This window comes from Paenibacillus riograndensis SBR5 (genome assembly GCF_000981585.1).
Classification (GTDB): Bacteria; Bacillota; Bacilli; order Paenibacillales; family Paenibacillaceae; genus Paenibacillus_AQ; species Paenibacillus_AQ riograndensis.
The window spans coordinates 3,453,644-3,472,170 of record NZ_LN831776.1 but is presented as its reverse complement, the minus strand read 5'-3'; the positions used below and the strand labels follow the sequence as shown (position 1 = coordinate 3,472,170).

Sequence of the window (18,527 nt, the reverse complement as noted above, 5' to 3'; positions counted from 1 at the left end):
TTTTTCAAGTTCACTCTATATAGCTATCCGTTTTCCATAATACCATGGGCACAAAACTGCCAGCTTCCCTACAGATCACCTGCACGGTCACGCAAAAACGTCAAAAATGTAACCGCCGATATCGGCAGCAGCGTCGACTTCAGGTGAATCGCATAAAACTGTCTTTTGAAAGAGGCATCCGCAATATTAACAATCTTCAGCAATCCCAGGGCAACCTCATGCTTAACCGAAGACGTAGAGATAATGGTTATGCCCAGCCCTGCCTCTACCGCAGATTTCACGGCTCCCGTGCTTCCCAGCTCCATCACCACACGCATCGCCCCCGGGTCCAGCCCTTTGGCCAGCAGTTGCTCTTCCATAACCCGGCGGGTTCCCGAACCCTGCTCACGGAGTACAAAAGGATGCTCCAGCGCCTCCGCAAGCGTTACCTCGTCCTTCCCGGCAAGCGGATGCTCCCTTGGCACGATCAGCTTCAGCTCATCCCCCATGACCGGTTCAATCACCATATCCGGATGAGACACCGGTGCCTCGATCAGGCCAAAATTCAGCTGATGCTTGTGAATCTCCTCCAGCAGCTGCGAGGTATTCATGACCTTCATCATGATGGAGATATGCGGATAAGCTTTGCCGAACGGACCGAGCAGACGCGGCAGCACATATTCCCCGATCGTCAGGCTCGCTCCCAGCAGCAGCCGCCCTTCAAGCATATGGGTAAAAGCCGCCATCGCCTGGTCAGTCTCCCTCATCAGCTGGATGCTGCGCAGGGCAAACGGCAGCAGGGTGCGGCCGGCCTCGGAGAGCATAATTTTTTTGCTGGAACGGTCAAACAGCTTGGCTCCGAAATAATCCTCCAGCGCCTGGACCTGCATCGTCACCGCCGGCTGTGTCATATGCAGCGTCTGTGCTGCGGCCGAGAAGCTTCCGCGCTCGGAAACCGTATAAAAGATATGAAGCTGGTGAAAATTCATCCTCAAAACTCCTTCATAAAATTCAAAAAAAACATGCAGCCATCGCCGCATGCCTTCTCTGCAACTGTGTGCGTGTTACCTGCGTCTGCGGCGTTTCTTCATCTGCTTCATGCGGCGGGAATGGTGCAGCCATGAGAAATAGCCCCTCAGATCCCGCAGCTGCGGTGTGACGGAAATGTTGCCTAGAAAGGTCACTACAACCATCACATACAGCGGATGTCCGGAGAGTGTGGTTACACCCTCCAGTTCCTTGAATTCAACCACAACCGAGGTGTCGTTATCGATCAGGTAAGCATTATATTCACTTTGCGAATAAGGCCTTACCCGGTTCTGCTTCACGCATTGCCATATCCATGCACCGATATCCACGTCCATGCCGTCTTCCTTATTCATCCGGTCTGCAAAACGGCTTCTCGCATGCGGGGTTATAACAATATCAGCCACCCTGTATTCATTCAGCATGATGTGAAAGGGCTCGTACACCCCCCACATTTCCATCCCCTTGCCATGCATTATCATCACACTCCACCGAAAGGGTCTTGGCATGCTCTTATTGTTGTCAATATTACCGCATTGACGCTGGTTGTTCAAGCATGACGCCCGTTCCCCCTTCCGGAATCACCCGGATTTGCTTGCAGAGAGATCCCTGTCATCCACAAAGCTGCTGCCTCTGATCATTTTAGATTTTTTCTTGAGTCTTGCCGCCTCGCCCGAGAGGTCCTCAATGGAATCAAAATGACGGTAACGGTTCGTTACAACGGCGATCGAGATGGAAACCAGCGGAATCTCCTCTACTACGCCTGACCGGCTCTCGGTCAGCACATGCTGCTGCATCAAATGACCAGGATGATAGAACCCCTGCAGGATTCGGTCAAACTCAGCTATAATGGTCCTGCAGTATTCCTCATAACGATAATCATCGATAAAAATAATGAAGTCATCGCCCCCGATATGCCCCAAAAAGCCCTCCAGCCGCAGGGTGCAATGCTTCAGAATCTCCGCCGTGGCCTGAAGCATCCGGTCGCCTTCCTTAAAACCGTAGGTATCGTTGTATGCCTTAAAATGATCGAGGTCTATGTACAGCACACTGAACTGCTCCTGCAGCAGTGATTTTACCATCCATTCGTTAATGCTCAGATTGCCCGGCAGGCCGGTCAGCGGGTTCAAAAAGCTTGCGGCCACCGCCTGAATCTCGGCAAAATTAAGCAGCAGGTCCCTGACGCTCACCGCCCCAAACATAACCCCTTCACGGGTGACCAGCACATAATCATAGAGATGCTCCTCACTCCGGTCCATCGCCAGCTTGCTGACTTCTGTAATCGGCGTTTTGTACTCTACAACCAGCGGCGAACCATCCATAATCAGTTCGATGGAGCGGCCCATGTACAGCGTGAACCCGTACAGCGTACCGATCTGCTGATAAAAGCGAATCCTCATGATCAGCGCCACCGGCTGCCCGTTGTCTGTCACAGCCACACCCTGCAGCCGGGGATTGCTTTTAAAAATATGGTCCACATAGGCGCACTTGTGATGAATGGAGATCTCGGGAATTTGTTCAGCAATTTCACCGATCTGAAGAAACATGCTTGCAGCCTCCTCCGGCAGAAACTTGTGGTGAATCCGATGGAAAAGCTCCCGGCTCAGGCAAATATCCGGGCCTTCCCAGCGCATAGCCCTGGCCGAATTCAATACTGGCCATCTGCAAATACAGCAGTTCCTCCTCCGTTTCGATGCCTTCGGCAATGACCCGGGTCGCAGAACGGCTGGCATACTCGCTGATCAGCTCCAAAAGCTCCTGCTGCTCCCGGTTGCTGTGAATTCCGCGGATCAGGAACTTGTCCAGCTTGATGAATTCCGGCTTCAAATATACCAGAGTCTTGAGACTGTTATAGCCGGAGCCCGCGTCGTCCACGGCAATACGGAAACCCTGCTCGCGGTAATGGGAGAGCACCTTCTCAAAGCCGACATAATCCTGCACCGCCTGACGTTCGGTAAGCTCAAACACCACACGTTCCGGGGAAAGATTCAGCTCCTGCAGGAGACTGAGCGTCTCTCCGCTTTTATGCCTGGAATCGTTCAGCACGCCCGGGTGCACATTGATAAATACAAGCCGGTCTGTCCCCGATTCAGCATCGGGCAGGCGTTCCATATACCGCGAGAGCGAAATCCGCCGGCAGTAGTGTTCGAATCTGAACATCTGGTCCGTTCGGCCGGCAAATTCATAGAAATGCTCCGTAGTCGGAAACTGTGCGGAATGGGGAGGTCTGTTCAGCACTTCGTGACCCATCGTCCGTCCGTTTCCCAGCTGCAGAATCGGCTGAAAAAATGTATCCAGCCGCCCCTGCTCCATAATATCCAGGAGCGCCGACAGTCTTCCCAGCTCCTTCATTTCGTTCCTCAGCCTTCCATGGATGTGCTGAAGATAGCGGGGAGCTGCCAATAGCTTTTGTGTCCATGTCTTTCGTTTTGTCATTAGGTCACCTGCATGCTTTTCCTCGTGAATTTTGTCACTCTCTTGCCAGCATATAGCGCAAGTGTCAGAAGAAAATAAAGTATTAGACTGGAAACTAACGTTTCCAGTTAGTTGAATTAATTTGTTACAATCCAGAATCTTTTCAATACGGTTCCGTCTTCCTCGATAAAATCACTATCAGGAATTCCCCCGTTTTTTATAATTGTGTGAAATGAACCTTTATTCCTTTCGTCACATATGAGAAGAACCTTACTGATACCTAATTCTTTTGCTTTTTGAAGGGATAATGCTAAGAGCTGTGTTGCATAACCTTGTAGTCTTTCAGAAGTGCGAATACCGTAACCTATATGCCCACCTCTATACAGTAAATACTCTGATAATTGATGCCTAATATTCACGACACCAATTATCTTTCTATTTTCGTTTATTAACCAATAGGTCGAATCAGGTACCCATCCTTCAGGGAGATTTATACCGTTTTCGTTATCAATCAAAAATTGAACCATCGCGTTAAAATTTGTCGGGTCTTTCTCTATTACCCAAGGGTACATTTCCTCTCCGCTATCTAACCACTCTTTATAAAATGAGAGGTATTCATTCTCTAAATCCACCGAAGGTTTTATCAGTTCTAAACGACGCCCCATAATAACCACCTCTAAATTTAATAAATCCATTTTATACGATATCTAACAAATCTGCCCCCAGACCAAGGTACTTTCGCCAATTTCCGAGCTTTGTCCACAAATTAAAACGACTTACGCGCCCTATGAATGAAGGCAGATACCCTATCAGCGGAAAATCAAAAAAATTTTTATAGCGTTAAAGCATATAAGCTGCTTATATTTTTAGAACAAAAGGTCGCACCGTCTGATTGCATTTCGTGCAACAGATGGCTCCGCTAACTCCGGTAAAAGGCAATCTATTGCAGTTCATGCAATTGAATTTCCAGAATTGAGCCCCTAAGGGCCATTTGCCGGAAATCTGCTGCATAGAATACAACAGATGTTGTTTTTTACGCTTATTTAAGAGTAATCTGCTGTAAAAAGTGCAATAGACTGGTTTCTTTAGGATCAAACGTGCAATCTAAAGGCTCCTGAGTCCGAATCTGCCAGAGAAGCTAGCTTTTTCTCAAAATAAGGCTTCCTTGGTCCGCTTCATTCCGCTGATGGAGCCCAATTCTCCTGCATCGTCTATATCCTCTAAGGCTTCCGGGATATCCGCATTTTTTTATATTGTATAGTTTCTAGAGTAAAGGGCTGGTGCAACCCAGCCCCTCCTCATCAAACCGTACGTGAGGTTTTCCCTCATACGGCTTTCCGATGTTCGTCATTCATGGGCATGCAGATTACAATAGCGTTTTTAGTCCATATTGGATGGTCAAATATTTAACTTCTGACCTGGACCTCATCCATCTCCCGCGTTGTCTCTTCTTCGCGTACCACCGGGTTAATCTTTGCAAAATATACCAATCCAGTTTCGCTAATCTCTTTTGGCTGTAGTTCGTGTAGTAATAATTTCTCCATCCTTGAATCTTTGGATTGAGCCATTCCACCTGTTCCGCCAACGTTCTTGAGCGCATGCTCGGAGGGGCTAATCTTTCTTTGACCACGCCTCGGATGCGCTCCTCTGCCTTTTTCGTTAGCCATTGCTGTGTGGTGTAATATACCTTCCCTTGGGAAGTTTCTGCTTTCGTTTTTCGATGGTGCATTCCTAAAAAGTCGAATCCTTCGTCTCCTGTCCACAGGCCTACAATGCGGGTTTTGGTCGGATGTAGAGTTAACTCCAGACGTTCCATGATTCTGCTTATGAGCTCATAGGCATGTTCGGCGTCCTTTTTCGTTTTACAGACTACGACGAAATCGTCTGCATACCTGGTCAGTTCCCCCAATCCACTTCCGTGTTTCTCCCATAGCCGGTCAAAGTAGTTCAAGTAGATATTCGCCAACAGCGGTGAGATGACGCCACCTTGTGGTGTCCCTAAATCGGAACGCCTCACGTTTCCTTCTTCCATAACTCCCGCCTGAAGCCATTTCCGTATTAACTTCAAGATTCTCCTGTCATTGATACGCATCTGTACCAGTTTCATGAGCTTCTCTTGATTAATGTTGTCGAAGTAACCTTGGATATCGACGTCGACTACCCAATTTCCTTTGCGGTTGCAGGCTTTCCGGATTCGTTCCAGCGCTCCTTTCGCACTTCGCTTCGGGCGAAATCCGAAGGATACTTCTTCGAAGTCTGCTTCGAAGATGGGCTCAATCACGAGTTTGGTTGCCATCTGTATGACTCGGTCGCGCACGGTGGGTATGCCCAGCGGCCTTGGCTTCCCGTCTTTCTTTGGGATATAGTGCCGCCGCACAGGCTGCGGATGGTAGCTGCCTTCTTTCAATTCTCGCTCACAGGTCTTAAGGAAGTTCGTTTCTCCTCGTTCCTCGATGTCTGCGAGCGTCACGGCATCTACTCCTGCTGCTCCCTTATTCGCTTTCACCCGTTTCCAGGCTTCACACAGCACATCCGGGCGGTAGACCTTGTCATACAGCGCATGAAATTTACGCTTCTTGTTCTCCTTGGCCGCATGACCTAGCTTTTCTTGGAGTTCTTGAACTTTTTCCTTTGGTGTCGTTAGCCCTTTGGCATTCACTCACTCGTACCTCCTCCAAAAGCATAAACAAAGCAGGGCTCCTTCCCTCCCTAAGGTTATGTTGTCCTTAGGTTCTTCGGTATTATGAGCCCCTCGGACTCCCTTCCCACAGACGGTTCATTTCATCTTTTGGACTTATAGAGCGTCTCTTTACGGGTTTCTAAAAAAAAAATTCCTCCCGTGTGGGGGAGGGTCTCCCCAGTTCACTGCGTCTTCTTTCCTTCCATGCCGATCCCCATACGCCGGAGGATTCTTCACTGCCGTTCCAAGTTCTCTGCAGCTTCCGTGGTCTTCACCCGTATAGGCGAGGCTCGACTTCCTCTCTCCCCCCTTGCGGGGCCTTTGTGACGACGCGGCAGGATTCACTTCATGTTACGGCCTAGCAGGTTGCTCGCCCTGTCTCTGACCGGACTTTTGTCGATGCGCTTCTACGCACAGATTTCGCCGTACGCAGGCATCCCAGCTACACGGGGGCTTGGCCCCTCCCGTGACCGGACTTTCACCGGCTAGAAGATACGTGCTTTCTGGGCACGCCCTACACATAAAAAGCAGATGCCTAAAGGCACCTGCTTCATCTTCAAAGAACAGACTCTACAAACCGTAATACCGGGACTTGTCCGGTCCGTTGCTGGTGTATTCTGTCTTCAGCTCATTCCGGTAAGATCTTTCAATCTTGCGCACGTAAGACAGTCTGCGGACGTTTTTCATCACTTCCTCGGCACGTTCCGCGTTCACATACATGACGGCGTAATGCATCTTCCGGGAAACATAATGCAATGTCCCGTATTTCTCCAGATTGCGTGCCGCCTTAACATCGCTTACCCATACAATATATCCTGTCCGTTCCGCAAACATCAGCTTTTCGCCTCTCTTTCTCTTGCCCTTATCAGGAGCCTATCCGCAGGAGCACTTGCCTCCGCTGCCGCAGCCTCCACCCTTGGGGGACGGGTCATTGCTTGGCACCTTAATGCTGTCCGATACGGAAAAGGCAATCGTTTCGGACATCGAATGCAGCATATCATCCAGCGTTTTCTCCGCCTGCTTGAAGCGGGCAACCTCTTCGAAGCGCTCAAGCTCCTGCTCGACCGCCGTCACTTCATCCTTAGCCGCATGATAGTTGGGATGAAAATGTCCAAAACGCTGTGTCTCCTCAAACAGCTCCTTTTTGCCCTGCAGCCGTTTAATCATGGCCTGGACTTCCGGGTTGGCGTCAACCCGTCCTTTCCAGTATAAGTAATCCGATACTTCAGCGGATTGATTAATCATATCACCTAATTCATAGGCGTATGTCAGTACTTCGGCCATATCAACCGTATTCAATTCCGCTACGCTCATGAACTTCAACTCGTTTCTGCGTTAATATTCTACCGCATATCGTAGACTCTCTTATCATAACATACCCTTACGCCTAAGCAGAAGAGGAATTTCTCCGCATTTTGGGAATCATGAGCTGCATTTCCTGCCAATCCGCCGCATTCAGCCGGACCTCTTGCACACGGTCAGGCTTGGTCAGAAGCAGGGCGCCCTGCACTTCCCATGGATTGCGGCTGATTCGGGCAGGAATGAATTCACAGACCTCACCTTCCATAGACAAACGGACCTTCACTCCCCACTCCACAGCCTGTTCCATCACCTTCTGGGCAGTAGTGGCGTGATATTTCCGCCACTGCTTGATCCACATCTGCGGCACCGCCGCAAGGCCGGAGAGCACCGCCTCTTCGGTGGCATGGAGATTCAAAGGGATCAATGGCTGGACCGCCGGAAAAGCAAACAGCCCCGTTGCTTGCCCATGAACCGGCAGAGCATATACAGCGATATCCCCCGTCCGGCTTCCGTTAACCAACGGCCACTCCCTGCCAGGCTGCGCTTCCTGCCCTGCAATCCGCTTGGGGGGAGCCATTCCGGCTGCCCCCAGCTCCTTGCGCACGGCCTCCACATCGTCACTGCGGACGATGAAGTGCAGCGGGCCGATACGGGCAAGCAGCCCCGACAGCCGGGGGTGGGCGGCAATATCATTACCGTCCGCTTCAGACCGGCAGGCCAGCAAGATGGCCTCAGCCAGTTCTGTCCTTCCAATGCCTTTGCCCCACTGCCTCAACGACAGCTCCACCTGAGCCGGCAGTCCGCCCCGGGCATGGGCTGCAAGCCATGAAATCACAGCTTCCGGAGACATTCCTTGCTCCGCTGCAGATTCCAGCTTCTCCCGGGTCAGCCGGTAGCTCCACAGATCGTCGCTATGCTGAAGCTCAGCACACCCCGCGAGCAGCCAGCGGTGGCTGTAAGGACACTCTGCAGGGACCAGCACCTCGAAATCCGGCTGGACGATGAACCCCGGGGAGTCAGCAGCTTGCCGAATTTCATCTTGCTGCGACAAATCCTCTTGCCCAAGGCTTCCTTCTGTTACATCTCCCGCTTCCTGGACCTCTATACTCCGGCTAGAGAACGCAGCGGCCCCGTTTGGAGGAAGCTGCGGCCGGGCCGCTGTCCAGCGGAAGCAAACCGCTCCATCCTCCGTACTCCCCAGCTCGCACCAGCCGAACCCAGCCAGCCCTGTTAGCCATATCCGTGCTGAAGCTTCCAGCGCTGCGGTGTCATGGTCTTGGGCAAGTCCCGCTCCCAGCATCCGTTCCAGAATATCCCGCAGGGCAAACCACATCTCGGTTGGATAATCGGCTGAGGAGACGAGATAGCGAAAGTGCTGCCCGGCAGGGTCGGGCTGGCCGTAACGGCTCAACACCAACCCGTACAGCAGGCTTGACATCTGCTTCCCGGAGAGATGCATCCAGCTTTCCAGCCTCTCTGTTTCCAGCAGATACGCCGAATCCCCCCGGCGGACCAGCCCCAGGCACAGCAGCAGATCGAGTACCACCATCACTGGGAGCGGGAACGGATACACTTCCTGCTGGGCAGCCGGGAAAAGGCCTTTTAATGGTTCCTCCGGCAGCGTAAGGCTGGCGGCCAGCCGGCTGATGTTTTTTTTATGGATTGCCCCTTTTGCCGTCAGCGGCAGCCCCTCTTCGGCAATAAAGGCCAAGGCCCGAAACAATTCCCCGGACAGTTCGGGTCCGGCCTCTTCGTCCATTTTTATCGCATTTACGGCCTGTACAGGTTCATGCGGGAATAACATGCGATGAAGCAGTGGCAAATGGCTCTCCGGAATCTGATACAGCCTCTCCCCCCACAATTTCTGCCGCAGCTCCAGCAGTCCGGCCTCCCGCAGCTCCAGCAGCGCCAGCTGCAGCTCTGCACGGCAGAGCGCTGCCGGACACAGCTGCTCAGCCTGCGCTTCGGCAAAAGGCCTGGCGGCGCAGGCCTTGGCGATCTTTTGCAGCACCAGCAGCCCTTCTGCTGTTATGCCATTCATAGGCTTACCTCCTCCAGTTGGACAGTCTGGACGGCATAATCGTAGCCCTGCTCGGTCAGAAACAGACGGCGGCGCAGAGCGAAATCCTGCTCCCTGCTGTCACCGGACACCAGAGTATAGAAGTAGGCCTTGTTCTCTCCCGGCTTCGGCCGGAGGATACGTCCCAGGCGCTGGGCCTCCTCTTGCCGTGAACCGTAGGCACCGGACACCTCGATCGCTACAGAAGCATCAGGCAGATTTACAGCAAAGTTCGCTACCTTGGATACCACAAGCAGCCGTATCGCCCCTTCGTTAAAAGCAGCATACAGCTCGTTCCGCTCCTGCTGGGAAGTCTTGCCTGTTATCAGCGGCGCACCCAGGCTTACCGCTAACTGCTTCAGCTGGTCCAGATATTGACCAATGACCAGAACTGCCGCCCCCGGGTGGGCTGCTATGATCTTTGCCGCAGCCTCAGCCTTGGCCGGATTGCCTGCAGCAACCCGGAACTGCTCCTTTGCTCCGGCATACATATACCGGTGCCTGATATCGGTGCCCATCGGCACAACGACCTCGATGCAGTCGACTGCCGCAATCCAGCCCTGCTTCTCCAGCACCTTCCAGGGCAGTTCATAGCATTTGGGGCCGATCAGCGAGAATACATCATCCTCCCGCCCGTCCTCTCTAACCAGCGTAGCCGTCAGCCCGAGACGCCGGGTGGCCTGAATATCCGCCGTGGCTCTGAACACCGGAGCCGGAAGCAGATGAACCTCGTCGTAAATAATAAGGCCCCAATTCCGTTCATTGAACAGATTCATATGTCCGAAGGGGCCTCCCTTGGAACGCCGGTGCGTCAAAATCTGATAGGTGGCCACCGTTATCGGCCGGACCTCCCGCTTCACACCGCTGTATTCTCCTACGGCTTCTTCATCCAGGCCGGTCCTTTTGAGCAGTTCTGCCTTCCACTGGGCAACCGAGGTGGCATTCGACGTGAGGATCAGCGTCTCGCACTGCAGGCTCTCCAGCACCGCCAGCCCCACAAGCGTTTTGCCCGCCCCGCAGGGCAGGACCACCACACCGCTTCCTCCGCTGCCGCCAATTCCCCCGAATCTGCGGACGGCTTCCTCCTGATAGTCTCTTAGGCCAACGGACTCCCCATACACCGCTCCGCTTCCGGCAGCCTTCTTCCATGGCACATTCAGCGCCTGCCCGTCGCGGTAGCCCGCGTAATCCAGGACCGGGAACCCCAGCCTCGCCAGCTCCTGCTTCAGCAGACCCCGTTGTTCAGCCGGGCACCGGCATTCAAGGGGAGCCGTTCTGTTCAAACCCAGCTCCTGCAGAGCCGCTTGCTCTGCCAATTCGTCGAGCAGCACCGGGTTATCGGCACGCAGGACCATCAGCGAACCGCCGTCCGCGCCGGAATGCAGCTCCAGTCTTCCGTAACGCGAAACAAGCTGTCTGACCTCTTCCTCAAGACCGGCGGGTATGCCACAGCGCGAGAGTAAGCTCAATACCGCCAGTATCTCCTGCGCTGTTTTGCCGGCAGCCGCTGCGTTCCATAGCGATAGTTGGGTTATCCGGTAAGTGTGGTAGGCTGGAGGGCTTTTTACCAGTTCGGCAAAGTCAGCCAGAGCTGTCCGGGCCGCCTCAAAGCCAGGGTGTCCGCATTCCAGCAGGATCGTCCGGTCTTTACGGATGATACATGTTCCTTTTCCGCTTCCGTTCATCACAAAACCCTCCAATACGTTATCGTTATGATTCAGACCGTCCGGGACTATGTATCTCTCAAACCGGTGAATAGCGGAAAAAGCCCACCCCCGCGGTAACGGACATGAGCTTCCCCCTTGCTTTTATTACTAATGCAGATGCTGCTGTGAAATATCAGTCAAAGCTTCTGCTGCTTCATCAGCAAAAATATTTTTCACGGCCAAATCACCCAGCGACACGATCCCGATCAGTTTTTTGCCGTTGACCACCGGTATGCGCCGGATCTGCCTGGAGGCCATCAGCTCAGCCGCCTCATCCACCGAAGTGGATTCGGAAACGGCAGTAATTCCTTTGGTCATTACCGTTTCCACCGCAGTCGAGCCGGAATGCTTCTCGGCATAACCCCGGATTACCAAGTCCCGGTCCGTAATAATACCGATCAGGGTTTCCCCGTCAGCTTCTACCACCGGAATAACCCCGGTATCGGCATCTCTCATTTTCACGGCTACCTCATAGAGATTATCCTGTAAGGTGACGCACACAGGCTGCGCTGTCATTACTTCTTTGACTGTCTTCAAGATTGAACCCTCCTGTCATGTTTTCCATGTTCTACGGAAGTAGGTTCCCCTTGAAACGTTAAAATATACGGGCTGCTAATTATTCATTCATGCAGGAATCCGCCATCGCCACAAGCACCTTCGCCCCGTGTAGCAGAGCATCCTCGTCAAAATCGAATTTGCTGTGATGATGCGGATACACCGCTTCTTTATCCGGATTGCCCGCTCCCACAAAGATGAAGCAGCCGGGAATTTCCTTAACATAATAGGAAAAATCCTCTGCCGGCATGATCTTCTCCATCCGTTCTACGCTGACTTCACGACCAAGCGCAGCTGGCGCCACGCGGAAATAGCGCTGGAATTCCGCTTCGTCATTCACCAGCGGCGGATAACCCATCAAATAATCGATTTTGGCTTCAGCCCCGTATGAAGCGGCTACAGCAGCGGTCATCTCTTCAATTCTCTGGCGGATGAGATAACGGGTCTCCTCGTCAAACGCACGCACCGTGCCGGTGATCCGGCAGCGTTCCGCCACGATGTTCTGGGCGGTCCCGCCCTGAATCGTTCCCACACTTACGACTGCAGGGCGCATCGGGTCCACCGAGCGGCTGACAATGCTCTGCAGCTGGGTCACAAGAGCGGCGGCGGCCACAATGCTGTCCACCGTACGGTGCGGCGTACCGGCATGTCCGCCCTTGCCGGTGATGTCGATGAAAAATTCATCCGCAGAGGCCATCAGCGGCCCTGGTGCGCTGGCTACCTTTCCAACCGGCAGCGGCGTCCACAAATGCAGGCCATACACTGCGTCAGCTCCCTCCAGCACCCCTTCAGCGATCATCCCCAGCGCGCCGCCGGGGCAGATCTCTTCCGCAGGCTGAAACAGGAAGCGCAGCTCACCCTGCAGCTCTTCCCTGCGGCTGCTGTAATAGGCAGCGGCGGCAAGCAGCATGGAGGTATGCCCGTCATGGCCGCAGGCATGCATAACTCCATGATTTTGCGAGGCGTACTCGCGGCCGTTCTCCTCCGTGATGGCCAGCGCATCCATGTCCGCGCGCAGAACAACGGTTTTGCCCGGCGATTTTCCTTTCAAGATCCCGGTCAGCCCGTAACCGGCCTTGCTTCTCACGACTTCAATCCCGAATTCTATTAGCTTCGCGGCAACAAACGCCGAGGTCTCTTTCTCCTGATAAGACAGCTCCGGATGACGGTGCAGATGTCGGCGCCATTTCACCATATCCGGCAGCAGCTGTTCCAGTGTCAGCCTATCCATAATAATCCCCATTCCCTTCTTCCGATTCCGCTTCGGACAGACCTTCAAGGCCTTGTGGCTTTTCTTCCATCCAGCCCTAAAGGCTATATTTCTATTATTGTAGCAGAAACACAAAAAAGAGGGTACCAACAGGTCCGGCACGCCTTGCACAACCCAGGGAAACATACTATCATGAAAAGGAACATCTATAATAATAGGCATGAATTTATCATTATACTTCATAAGGGGGATATGTGCGCTATGATATTTGAGAACACGGGCCTCGTTGGATTGACAAGCGACCTTCTCTATCTGGACGAAAGCGCGGCCAAAGCCGGATTCATCCGCTGGCAGTGGGAATACTACCGGGCCACCTATGACTGCAAGATCGAAGACAGGCAGAACGGCGGAGAATACTTTTTGCGGATCAACACGCGTGCGGTTGAGGGCAAGCTGGAGAAGTCCGACGCCGTGCTGGCGATTGAAGCCGTCTACTTGGGCAAAGCCACCTTTCCCCATGGTCTGGAGTATGAATCTCCCGTCCCTAAGCCTGTTCTGGATGATGCCGCGAAGCATATCCTTGAGCTGAAGGCGCTGCTGGAGGCTTGAGCAGTGTAAAGGGAACGACGAAAAAAAATGTCAGCCTGCCCAAAAGAGGAACGCCCGATTTTCAGCTGCTAATTCTGACTCTCCTGCTGGTCGGCTTCGGACTGATCATGGTCTTCAGCTCCAGCTCCAGCCTAACGTTGGCCAGTGAGAAGTTTGGAAATGATCCCTTTTATTTTGTCAAACGCCAGATCATCTGGGTGGTATTGGGAAGCTTTGTGATGTTCGTGACAATGAATATCCACTACAGCAAATTCAAGAAGTGGTATGCCCCGATCTTCATGATCACGCTGGTTCTGCTGCTGTTCGTGGCCTTTGCAGAGAGAATCAACGGTGCCAAAAGCTGGCTCAACATCGGAGGCCTCGGCATTCAGCCCACGGAGCTGGCTAAAATATCTATTATCCTCTATCTGGCTGCCCTGATCTCCAAAAAAGGCGAGCGGCTTAGAGATTTGCGCACAGGTTATATTCCGGTGATGGTTATTGTAGGCATCGTTGCAGGACTCATTATGATGCAGCCGGATTTAGGTTCTTGTCTGATCCTGGTGGCCACCAGCGGACTTGTTATCTACGCCGGGGGGGCCAGCATGAAGCATATAATGGCCTCTATCGCCTTGCTGGTGCTTGGTGTCGGGCTTGTTATGGGTGCAAAAGCAGCCATTGATTCCTTATCACCGCCTTCAGAAACGGCGGCGGTCAGCAAGGATTACAAAAAAGACCGGATCAGCGCCTTTATCAACCCGGAAGCAGATCCTGAGGACGGCGGCTATAATATCCTTCAATCCCTGATCGCCCTAGGTGAAGGGGGAGCCAATGGATCAGGCTTTGGCCAAAGCATTCAGAAGCTGCACTACTTGCCCTACCCATATACCGACTTCATCTTTGCTGTTGTCGGTGAAGAGCTTGGATTTATAGGGACCTCCCTTTTCCTGTTGGCTTACCTCTATTTAATCTGGCGCGGCATCCTGATTGCCCTTAGATGCACCGACCCCTTCGGAACCCTTGTCGGCATCGGGGTCATGGGCCTGATTGCCATTCAGGCCTTTGTCAACATCGGCGGGGTCACCAATACGATTCCGCTTACTGGAGTTACGCTTCCGTTCATCAGCTATGGAGGGTCCTCACTGCTTGTAACCATGCTCTCCATGGGCATTATGCTGAGCATTTCCAGAGAAACTAACCGGCCGGCCAAAGAGGAGGTAACGAAGTCTGTTACCACGGTTAGACAAGTCCGTGCCCGCTGAGGCTACATACGTGCCGGTTTCTTATGCAGTAACCCAAAAGGCAGCCCTGGGATTACCTCCCGGCTGCCTTTTGGGTTACTTTCTGTTAATGGCTTGACTGCCAATGCACCGCTTTACGAAATTTCGTCGTTCTTGAAGGCCACGCCTTCAACCTTGACGTTGACTTCAACAATATGAAGCCCCGTCATGCTCTCCACAGCCTCGCGCACATTCTGCTGAAGCATCCGGCATACCTCGTGAATCGGAGTTTCATACAGAACGATGATGCGCAGGTCTACAGCTGCTTCAAGCTGTCCCACTTCAACAGTAACACCTTTTTGCACGTTTTTGCCGCTGAGCCGCTTAGCCCAGCCCTCGGACAAGCCGCCAGACATGGCCGCGATTCCCGGGGTCTCCAAGGCAGCCAATCCGGCAATCTTCGAGACGACGTCATTAGAGATCCGTATGTTTCCCATTTCCAGTTGAAGTTGTTCCGCCATGCCATAACCCCCCTACACTCATTATCAATTATTGTAATTCGAAAACAGGCTAAAAAGCAAATGACTTTCTTGCATCCCCGTTTACACACCGGAACAATTTGGGTATATTGATTATGAATTCAACTTACATATAGGGACTGGAGTGTGCATTACTTGAAAAAATGGATCTCTCCGGCGCTGCTGGTAATAACCTTTATCCTCAGCGCCATCGGACATTATGCAGACTGGGACCACACGCTGCAATTCGTGCTCTCTGCCATTTCGGTCGTTTTTGTAGCCGGCTTTCTGGGCCGGGCTACAGAAAGTGTAGCCCACTATGCCGGGCAACGGCTGGGGGGCTTTCTTAATGCCACCTTCGGGAATGCGGCCGAGCTGATCATCGCCTTTTTCCTGGTGAAGGAAGGCCTGTTCGATATGGTCAAGGCCAGCCTCACCGGCTCTATCATCGGCAACCTGCTGCTGGTGCTGGGCCTCAGTATTTTTGCCGGGGGCATGAAATTCAAGGTTCAGAACTTCAATGTTACACTGGCCGGACTGAATGGCTCCTTGATGATCGTGGCTGTCATCGCCCTCTTTGTACCCGCCATGTTCTTCAACACCCATTCCATCACAGAAAAGGATACCGATGTGCTCAGTCTGGTTGTAGCAGGACTGCTGATCGCCGCCTACATGGCCTGGCTGATCTTCTCCATGATTACACACAAAAAGTACTTGGCGGACGTTACGGTAGACAATGAGGAAGAACTGCCGAATGAGCATAAGCCGGCGTGGTCCATGGGCAGATCGGTTATTTATCTGATCCTGGCAACGGTTATGGTCGCTTTTGTCAGCGAATGGCTTGTCGGCACACTTGAGACGTTAACGGAGCGTTTTGGCTTCAGTGAGCTGTTTGTCGGTGCCTTCCTGGTGGCGATCATCGGGAATGCCGCGGAGCATAGTGCCGCCATCATGCTGGCCATGAAGAACAAAATTGGCGCAGCGGTCGAGATCGCCGTCGGCAGCAGTCTGCAGATTGCTTTGTTTGTGGCCCCGGTCCTGATTTTTGCCAGCTATTTCATGGGCAATACGATGGACATTGTCTTCACCACAATAGAGATTGTCGCAATCGCCGTAGCTGTCTTTATTGCCAAATCCATCATCCAGGACGGTGCAACCAACTGGTATGAAGGCTTGCTGCTGTTGGCCGTGTATATGATCCTCGGAGTTTCTTTCTACCTCGTGTAACACAAAAAAGCACATGGCCGGACCCGCAAAGGTCCCCATGTGCTTTTTTTATAAATGATATTGGAGATTACAGCATCTCGCGCTCTTCAGCCTTCTTGTTGAGCGCCTCGTACAGTACGGCCAGATTGCGCTCCAGCTCGCTCAGAATCAGCTTACCTGAAACTTCCGGCACCAGTCCTGCTCTGACCGCAAAATCAACTTCTCTGGAGAACCCGTACATCTGGGTATCGAGCACTTCCTCATAGAGAGGGCAGTAACGGGTTGCCAGATTCTCCATCTGCACTTCGATGAGCTTCTGAATTTTATCGGCATCTTCTTGAAGAAGAGTGACTGCTCTAAGATTAAGCTGTTCCTGCAAATCCGATGAAGTCATGCATTATCCCCCCCATGTCCAAAAGTTACAGCTGCTATTGCTATTTAGTTTAATATTAGTCGAAATCCGGACCCAATACAAGAATGCTGCTTATAAAGTCTTTTATTTATAGAAAAAACGCCCCGCCGCAAAGGCAGGACGTCTTACGGAACCATTCGCTTATTCCGCTACCACCGTAAATTTCAAACCATGCTTGGCAAAAACCTCGCTCATTGCCTTCTTGGCTTCCTCAGCATCCGCACCATGAACATGGAGCTCATAGCTTTGGCTGGAGACAAGCGTAGTGAACAGACCGAGAATACTCTTAACATCAATGTACTTGTTGTCTGCCTGAAGAACGATCGATGAGTTGAACTTGCTTGCCGTTTGGGCAATATCCACGATTGCCGCATTGTTACTGGACATAGGAATCCCTCCGCAACTTGATTATGAAGCTTAAGTCTTTTGTAACCAATTCCATGATACATTGAATCCGCTTACTCGCGCAAGGCATTTTCCTGAAACAAGAGAAACGGCTGCTGTGATTACAATTTATTTCAGATTCTCGGGATTCAGACCTTCCAGTTCCGGAAGAACAAAGATCCCGTCCTTGCGGATCAGCACATCGTCAAAATAGATTTCGCCGCCGCCGTATTCGGGGCGCTGAATCAAAACGAGATCCCAGTGGATCGAGGAACGGTTCCCGTTGTCCGTTACATCATATGCTTGGCCCGGTGTGAAGTGCAGGCTGCCGGCGATTTTCTCATCGAACAGAATATCTTTCATAGGGTGCAGGATGTAAGGGTTGAAACCAATAGCAAACTCGCCAATATGGCGGGCACCCTCATCGGAATCCAGAATTTCGTTCAGCCGCACAGGGTCGTTGCTGGTAGCTTCAACAATCTTTCCGTTTTCGAATTTGAATTTTACATTTTCGAACGTCACACCGTTATAGATCGTTGCTGCATTGTAGCTGATTGTTCCATTGACGGAATCGCGGACAGGAGCACTATAGACCTCGCCGTCAGGGATATTCCGGTGTCCGGAGCATTTCTCCGCACCAATTCCCTTGATCGAAAAAGAAAGCTCCGTCCCCGGACCGGAAATGCGGACCTTATCCGTTCTGCGCATCAGCTCAGCCAGGGCATCCTGGGCTCTGTCCATTTTGGCATAATCCAGATTGCAGACCTCGAAATAAAAGTCCTCAAACGCTTCGGTGGTCGTATTGGCCAGCTGTGCCATACTGGCATTAGGATAACGCAGCACTACCCACTTCGTGTGTTTGACGCGTTGTTCGCTATGTACCGGGTGGGAATACAGGGAATTGTAGAGCTTCATATTTTCTTCCGGAACGTCCGAAAGATCATTCACATTCTCGCCGGCACGGATACCGATATAGCAATCCATCTGCTTCATACGGTTCAAATCAATTTCCGCCCAGGCCTCCAGACCTTCCCGGGTAGCATATTGTAGCATGCTGCGCAGAACGGTACGGTCGGTAAGCTGCACAAATGCATGGCCGCCCGCTTTGCCCACTTCCTCCACGACAGCTTTGATTAAATCTCTTTCGCTGCCAATCATTTCGACGAGCACATTCTCGCCCGGCTGCACGTTTACGGAGTAGCCTACAAGATTTTCCGCAAGCTTTTGAATCCTCGGATCCTTCATCCTTCTCTCTTCCTTCCTCATG

At 52.3% G+C, this 18,527-nt stretch carries 19 protein-coding genes; 3 read left to right on the top strand and 16 right to left on the bottom strand.

What is annotated here, in order from left to right; all coding sequences use genetic code 11:
- Nucleotides 1–68 precede the first annotated feature (68 nt).
- The 12 genes from PRIO_RS14380 to PRIO_RS14325 form a co-directional block, all read right to left on the bottom strand.
- Nucleotides 69–968 carry a LysR family transcriptional regulator gene (locus PRIO_RS14380; protein WP_046503094.1) on the bottom strand — a complete coding sequence of 300 codons (900 nt, stop codon included), beginning with the start codon at nt 966–968 and terminating at the stop codon, nt 69–71.
- Between the two features lie 75 nt (nt 969–1,043).
- Nucleotides 1,044–1,487 (bottom strand): hypothetical protein, encoded by a 444-nt coding sequence (locus PRIO_RS14375; RefSeq protein ID WP_331709837.1) that lies wholly within the window; start codon nt 1,485–1,487, stop codon nt 1,044–1,046.
- Nucleotides 1,488–1,586: 99 nt separating this feature from the next.
- Complete coding sequence (locus tag PRIO_RS14370; protein ID WP_020430519.1) at nt 1,587–2,552, bottom strand: GGDEF domain-containing protein; 966 nt, start codon at nt 2,550–2,552, stop codon at nt 1,587–1,589.
- The gene (locus PRIO_RS14365; RefSeq protein ID WP_046503087.1) at nt 2,533–3,441 is read right to left on the bottom strand and encodes an EAL domain-containing protein; all 909 of its coding nucleotides are present in this window, start codon (nt 3,439–3,441) and stop codon (nt 2,533–2,535) included. Before PRIO_RS14365 ends, PRIO_RS14370 begins: the two co-directional genes overlap by 20 nt.
- Before the next feature lie 116 nt (nt 3,442–3,557).
- Complete coding sequence (locus tag PRIO_RS14360) at nt 3,558–4,085, bottom strand: GNAT family N-acetyltransferase (RefSeq protein WP_046503084.1); 528 nt, start codon at nt 4,083–4,085, stop codon at nt 3,558–3,560.
- 701 nt (nt 4,086–4,786) lie between these two features.
- Nucleotides 4,787–6,079: a group II intron reverse transcriptase/maturase gene (gene ltrA / locus PRIO_RS14355; protein WP_020425999.1), complete on the bottom strand. Its 1,293-nt coding sequence runs from the start codon at nt 6,077–6,079 to the stop codon at nt 4,787–4,789.
- Nucleotides 6,080–6,670: 591 nt separating this feature from the next.
- Entirely contained in the window at nt 6,671–6,934 is a 264-nt protein-coding gene (locus PRIO_RS14350) for a YlbG family protein (RefSeq protein WP_020432997.1), read from the bottom strand.
- A 39-nt stretch (nt 6,935–6,973) separates the two neighbouring features.
- Complete coding sequence (locus tag PRIO_RS14345) at nt 6,974–7,414, bottom strand: YlbF/YmcA family competence regulator (protein ID WP_020432998.1); 441 nt, start codon at nt 7,412–7,414, stop codon at nt 6,974–6,976.
- Nucleotides 7,415–7,487: 73 nt separating this feature from the next.
- Nucleotides 7,488–9,443, bottom strand: a complete 1,956-nt coding sequence (locus PRIO_RS14340) for a helicase-associated domain-containing protein (protein ID WP_046503080.1) — start codon at nt 9,441–9,443, stop codon at nt 7,488–7,490.
- Nucleotides 9,440–11,146, bottom strand: coding sequence for a DNA repair helicase XPB (locus tag PRIO_RS14335; protein ID WP_046503077.1), 1,707 nt, complete (start codon nt 11,144–11,146; stop codon nt 9,440–9,442). The genes PRIO_RS14340 and PRIO_RS14335 overlap by 4 nt, the downstream gene beginning before the upstream one ends.
- A 129-nt stretch (nt 11,147–11,275) precedes the next feature.
- Entirely contained in the window at nt 11,276–11,704 is a 429-nt protein-coding gene (locus tag PRIO_RS14330) for a CBS domain-containing protein (protein ID WP_025704864.1), read from the bottom strand.
- A 79-nt stretch (nt 11,705–11,783) separates the two neighbouring features.
- Nucleotides 11,784–12,953: a M20 metallopeptidase family protein gene (locus PRIO_RS14325; protein ID WP_039790853.1), complete on the bottom strand. Its 1,170-nt coding sequence runs from the start codon at nt 12,951–12,953 to the stop codon at nt 11,784–11,786.
- Nucleotides 12,954–13,193: 240 nt separating this feature from the next.
- Between PRIO_RS14325 and PRIO_RS14320 the strand changes: the two genes are divergently transcribed.
- Both PRIO_RS14320 and ftsW read left to right on the top strand, forming a co-directional pair.
- A complete protein-coding gene (locus PRIO_RS14320) occupies nt 13,194–13,541 on the top strand; it encodes a YugN family protein (RefSeq protein WP_020433004.1) in 348 nt (115 codons plus the stop codon).
- Complete coding sequence (ftsW, locus tag PRIO_RS14315; RefSeq protein ID WP_020433005.1) at nt 13,538–14,782, top strand: putative lipid II flippase FtsW; 1,245 nt, start codon at nt 13,538–13,540, stop codon at nt 14,780–14,782. Before PRIO_RS14320 ends, ftsW begins: the two co-directional genes overlap by 4 nt.
- A gap of 113 nt (nt 14,783–14,895) precedes the next feature.
- Here the strand turns inward: ftsW and PRIO_RS14310 are convergent, their stop codons facing one another.
- The gene (locus tag PRIO_RS14310; protein WP_019911482.1) at nt 14,896–15,261 is read right to left on the bottom strand and encodes an Asp23/Gls24 family envelope stress response protein; all 366 of its coding nucleotides are present in this window, start codon (nt 15,259–15,261) and stop codon (nt 14,896–14,898) included.
- A gap of 153 nt (nt 15,262–15,414) precedes the next feature.
- On the opposite strand from PRIO_RS14310, the gene cax reads away from it, so the two are divergent.
- Nucleotides 15,415–16,485, top strand: coding sequence for a calcium/proton exchanger (gene cax / locus PRIO_RS14305; protein ID WP_046503072.1), 1,071 nt, complete (start codon nt 15,415–15,417; stop codon nt 16,483–16,485).
- 67 nt (nt 16,486–16,552) lie between these two features.
- Here cax and PRIO_RS14300 read toward each other — a convergent pair whose 3' ends face one another.
- The 3 genes from PRIO_RS14300 to PRIO_RS14290 form a co-directional block, all read right to left on the bottom strand.
- On the bottom strand, nt 16,553–16,858 hold the full coding sequence (locus PRIO_RS14300; RefSeq protein WP_020433007.1) for an Fpa/YlaN family protein: 306 nt from the start codon (nt 16,856–16,858) through the stop codon (nt 16,553–16,555).
- A 159-nt stretch (nt 16,859–17,017) separates the two neighbouring features.
- A complete protein-coding gene (locus tag PRIO_RS14295) occupies nt 17,018–17,263 on the bottom strand; it encodes an HPr family phosphocarrier protein (RefSeq protein ID WP_020433008.1) in 246 nt (81 codons plus the stop codon).
- Between the two features lie 126 nt (nt 17,264–17,389).
- A complete protein-coding gene (locus PRIO_RS14290; RefSeq protein ID WP_020433009.1) occupies nt 17,390–18,505 on the bottom strand; it encodes an aminopeptidase in 1,116 nt (371 codons plus the stop codon).
- Between the last annotated feature and the right edge of the window lie 22 nt (nt 18,506–18,527).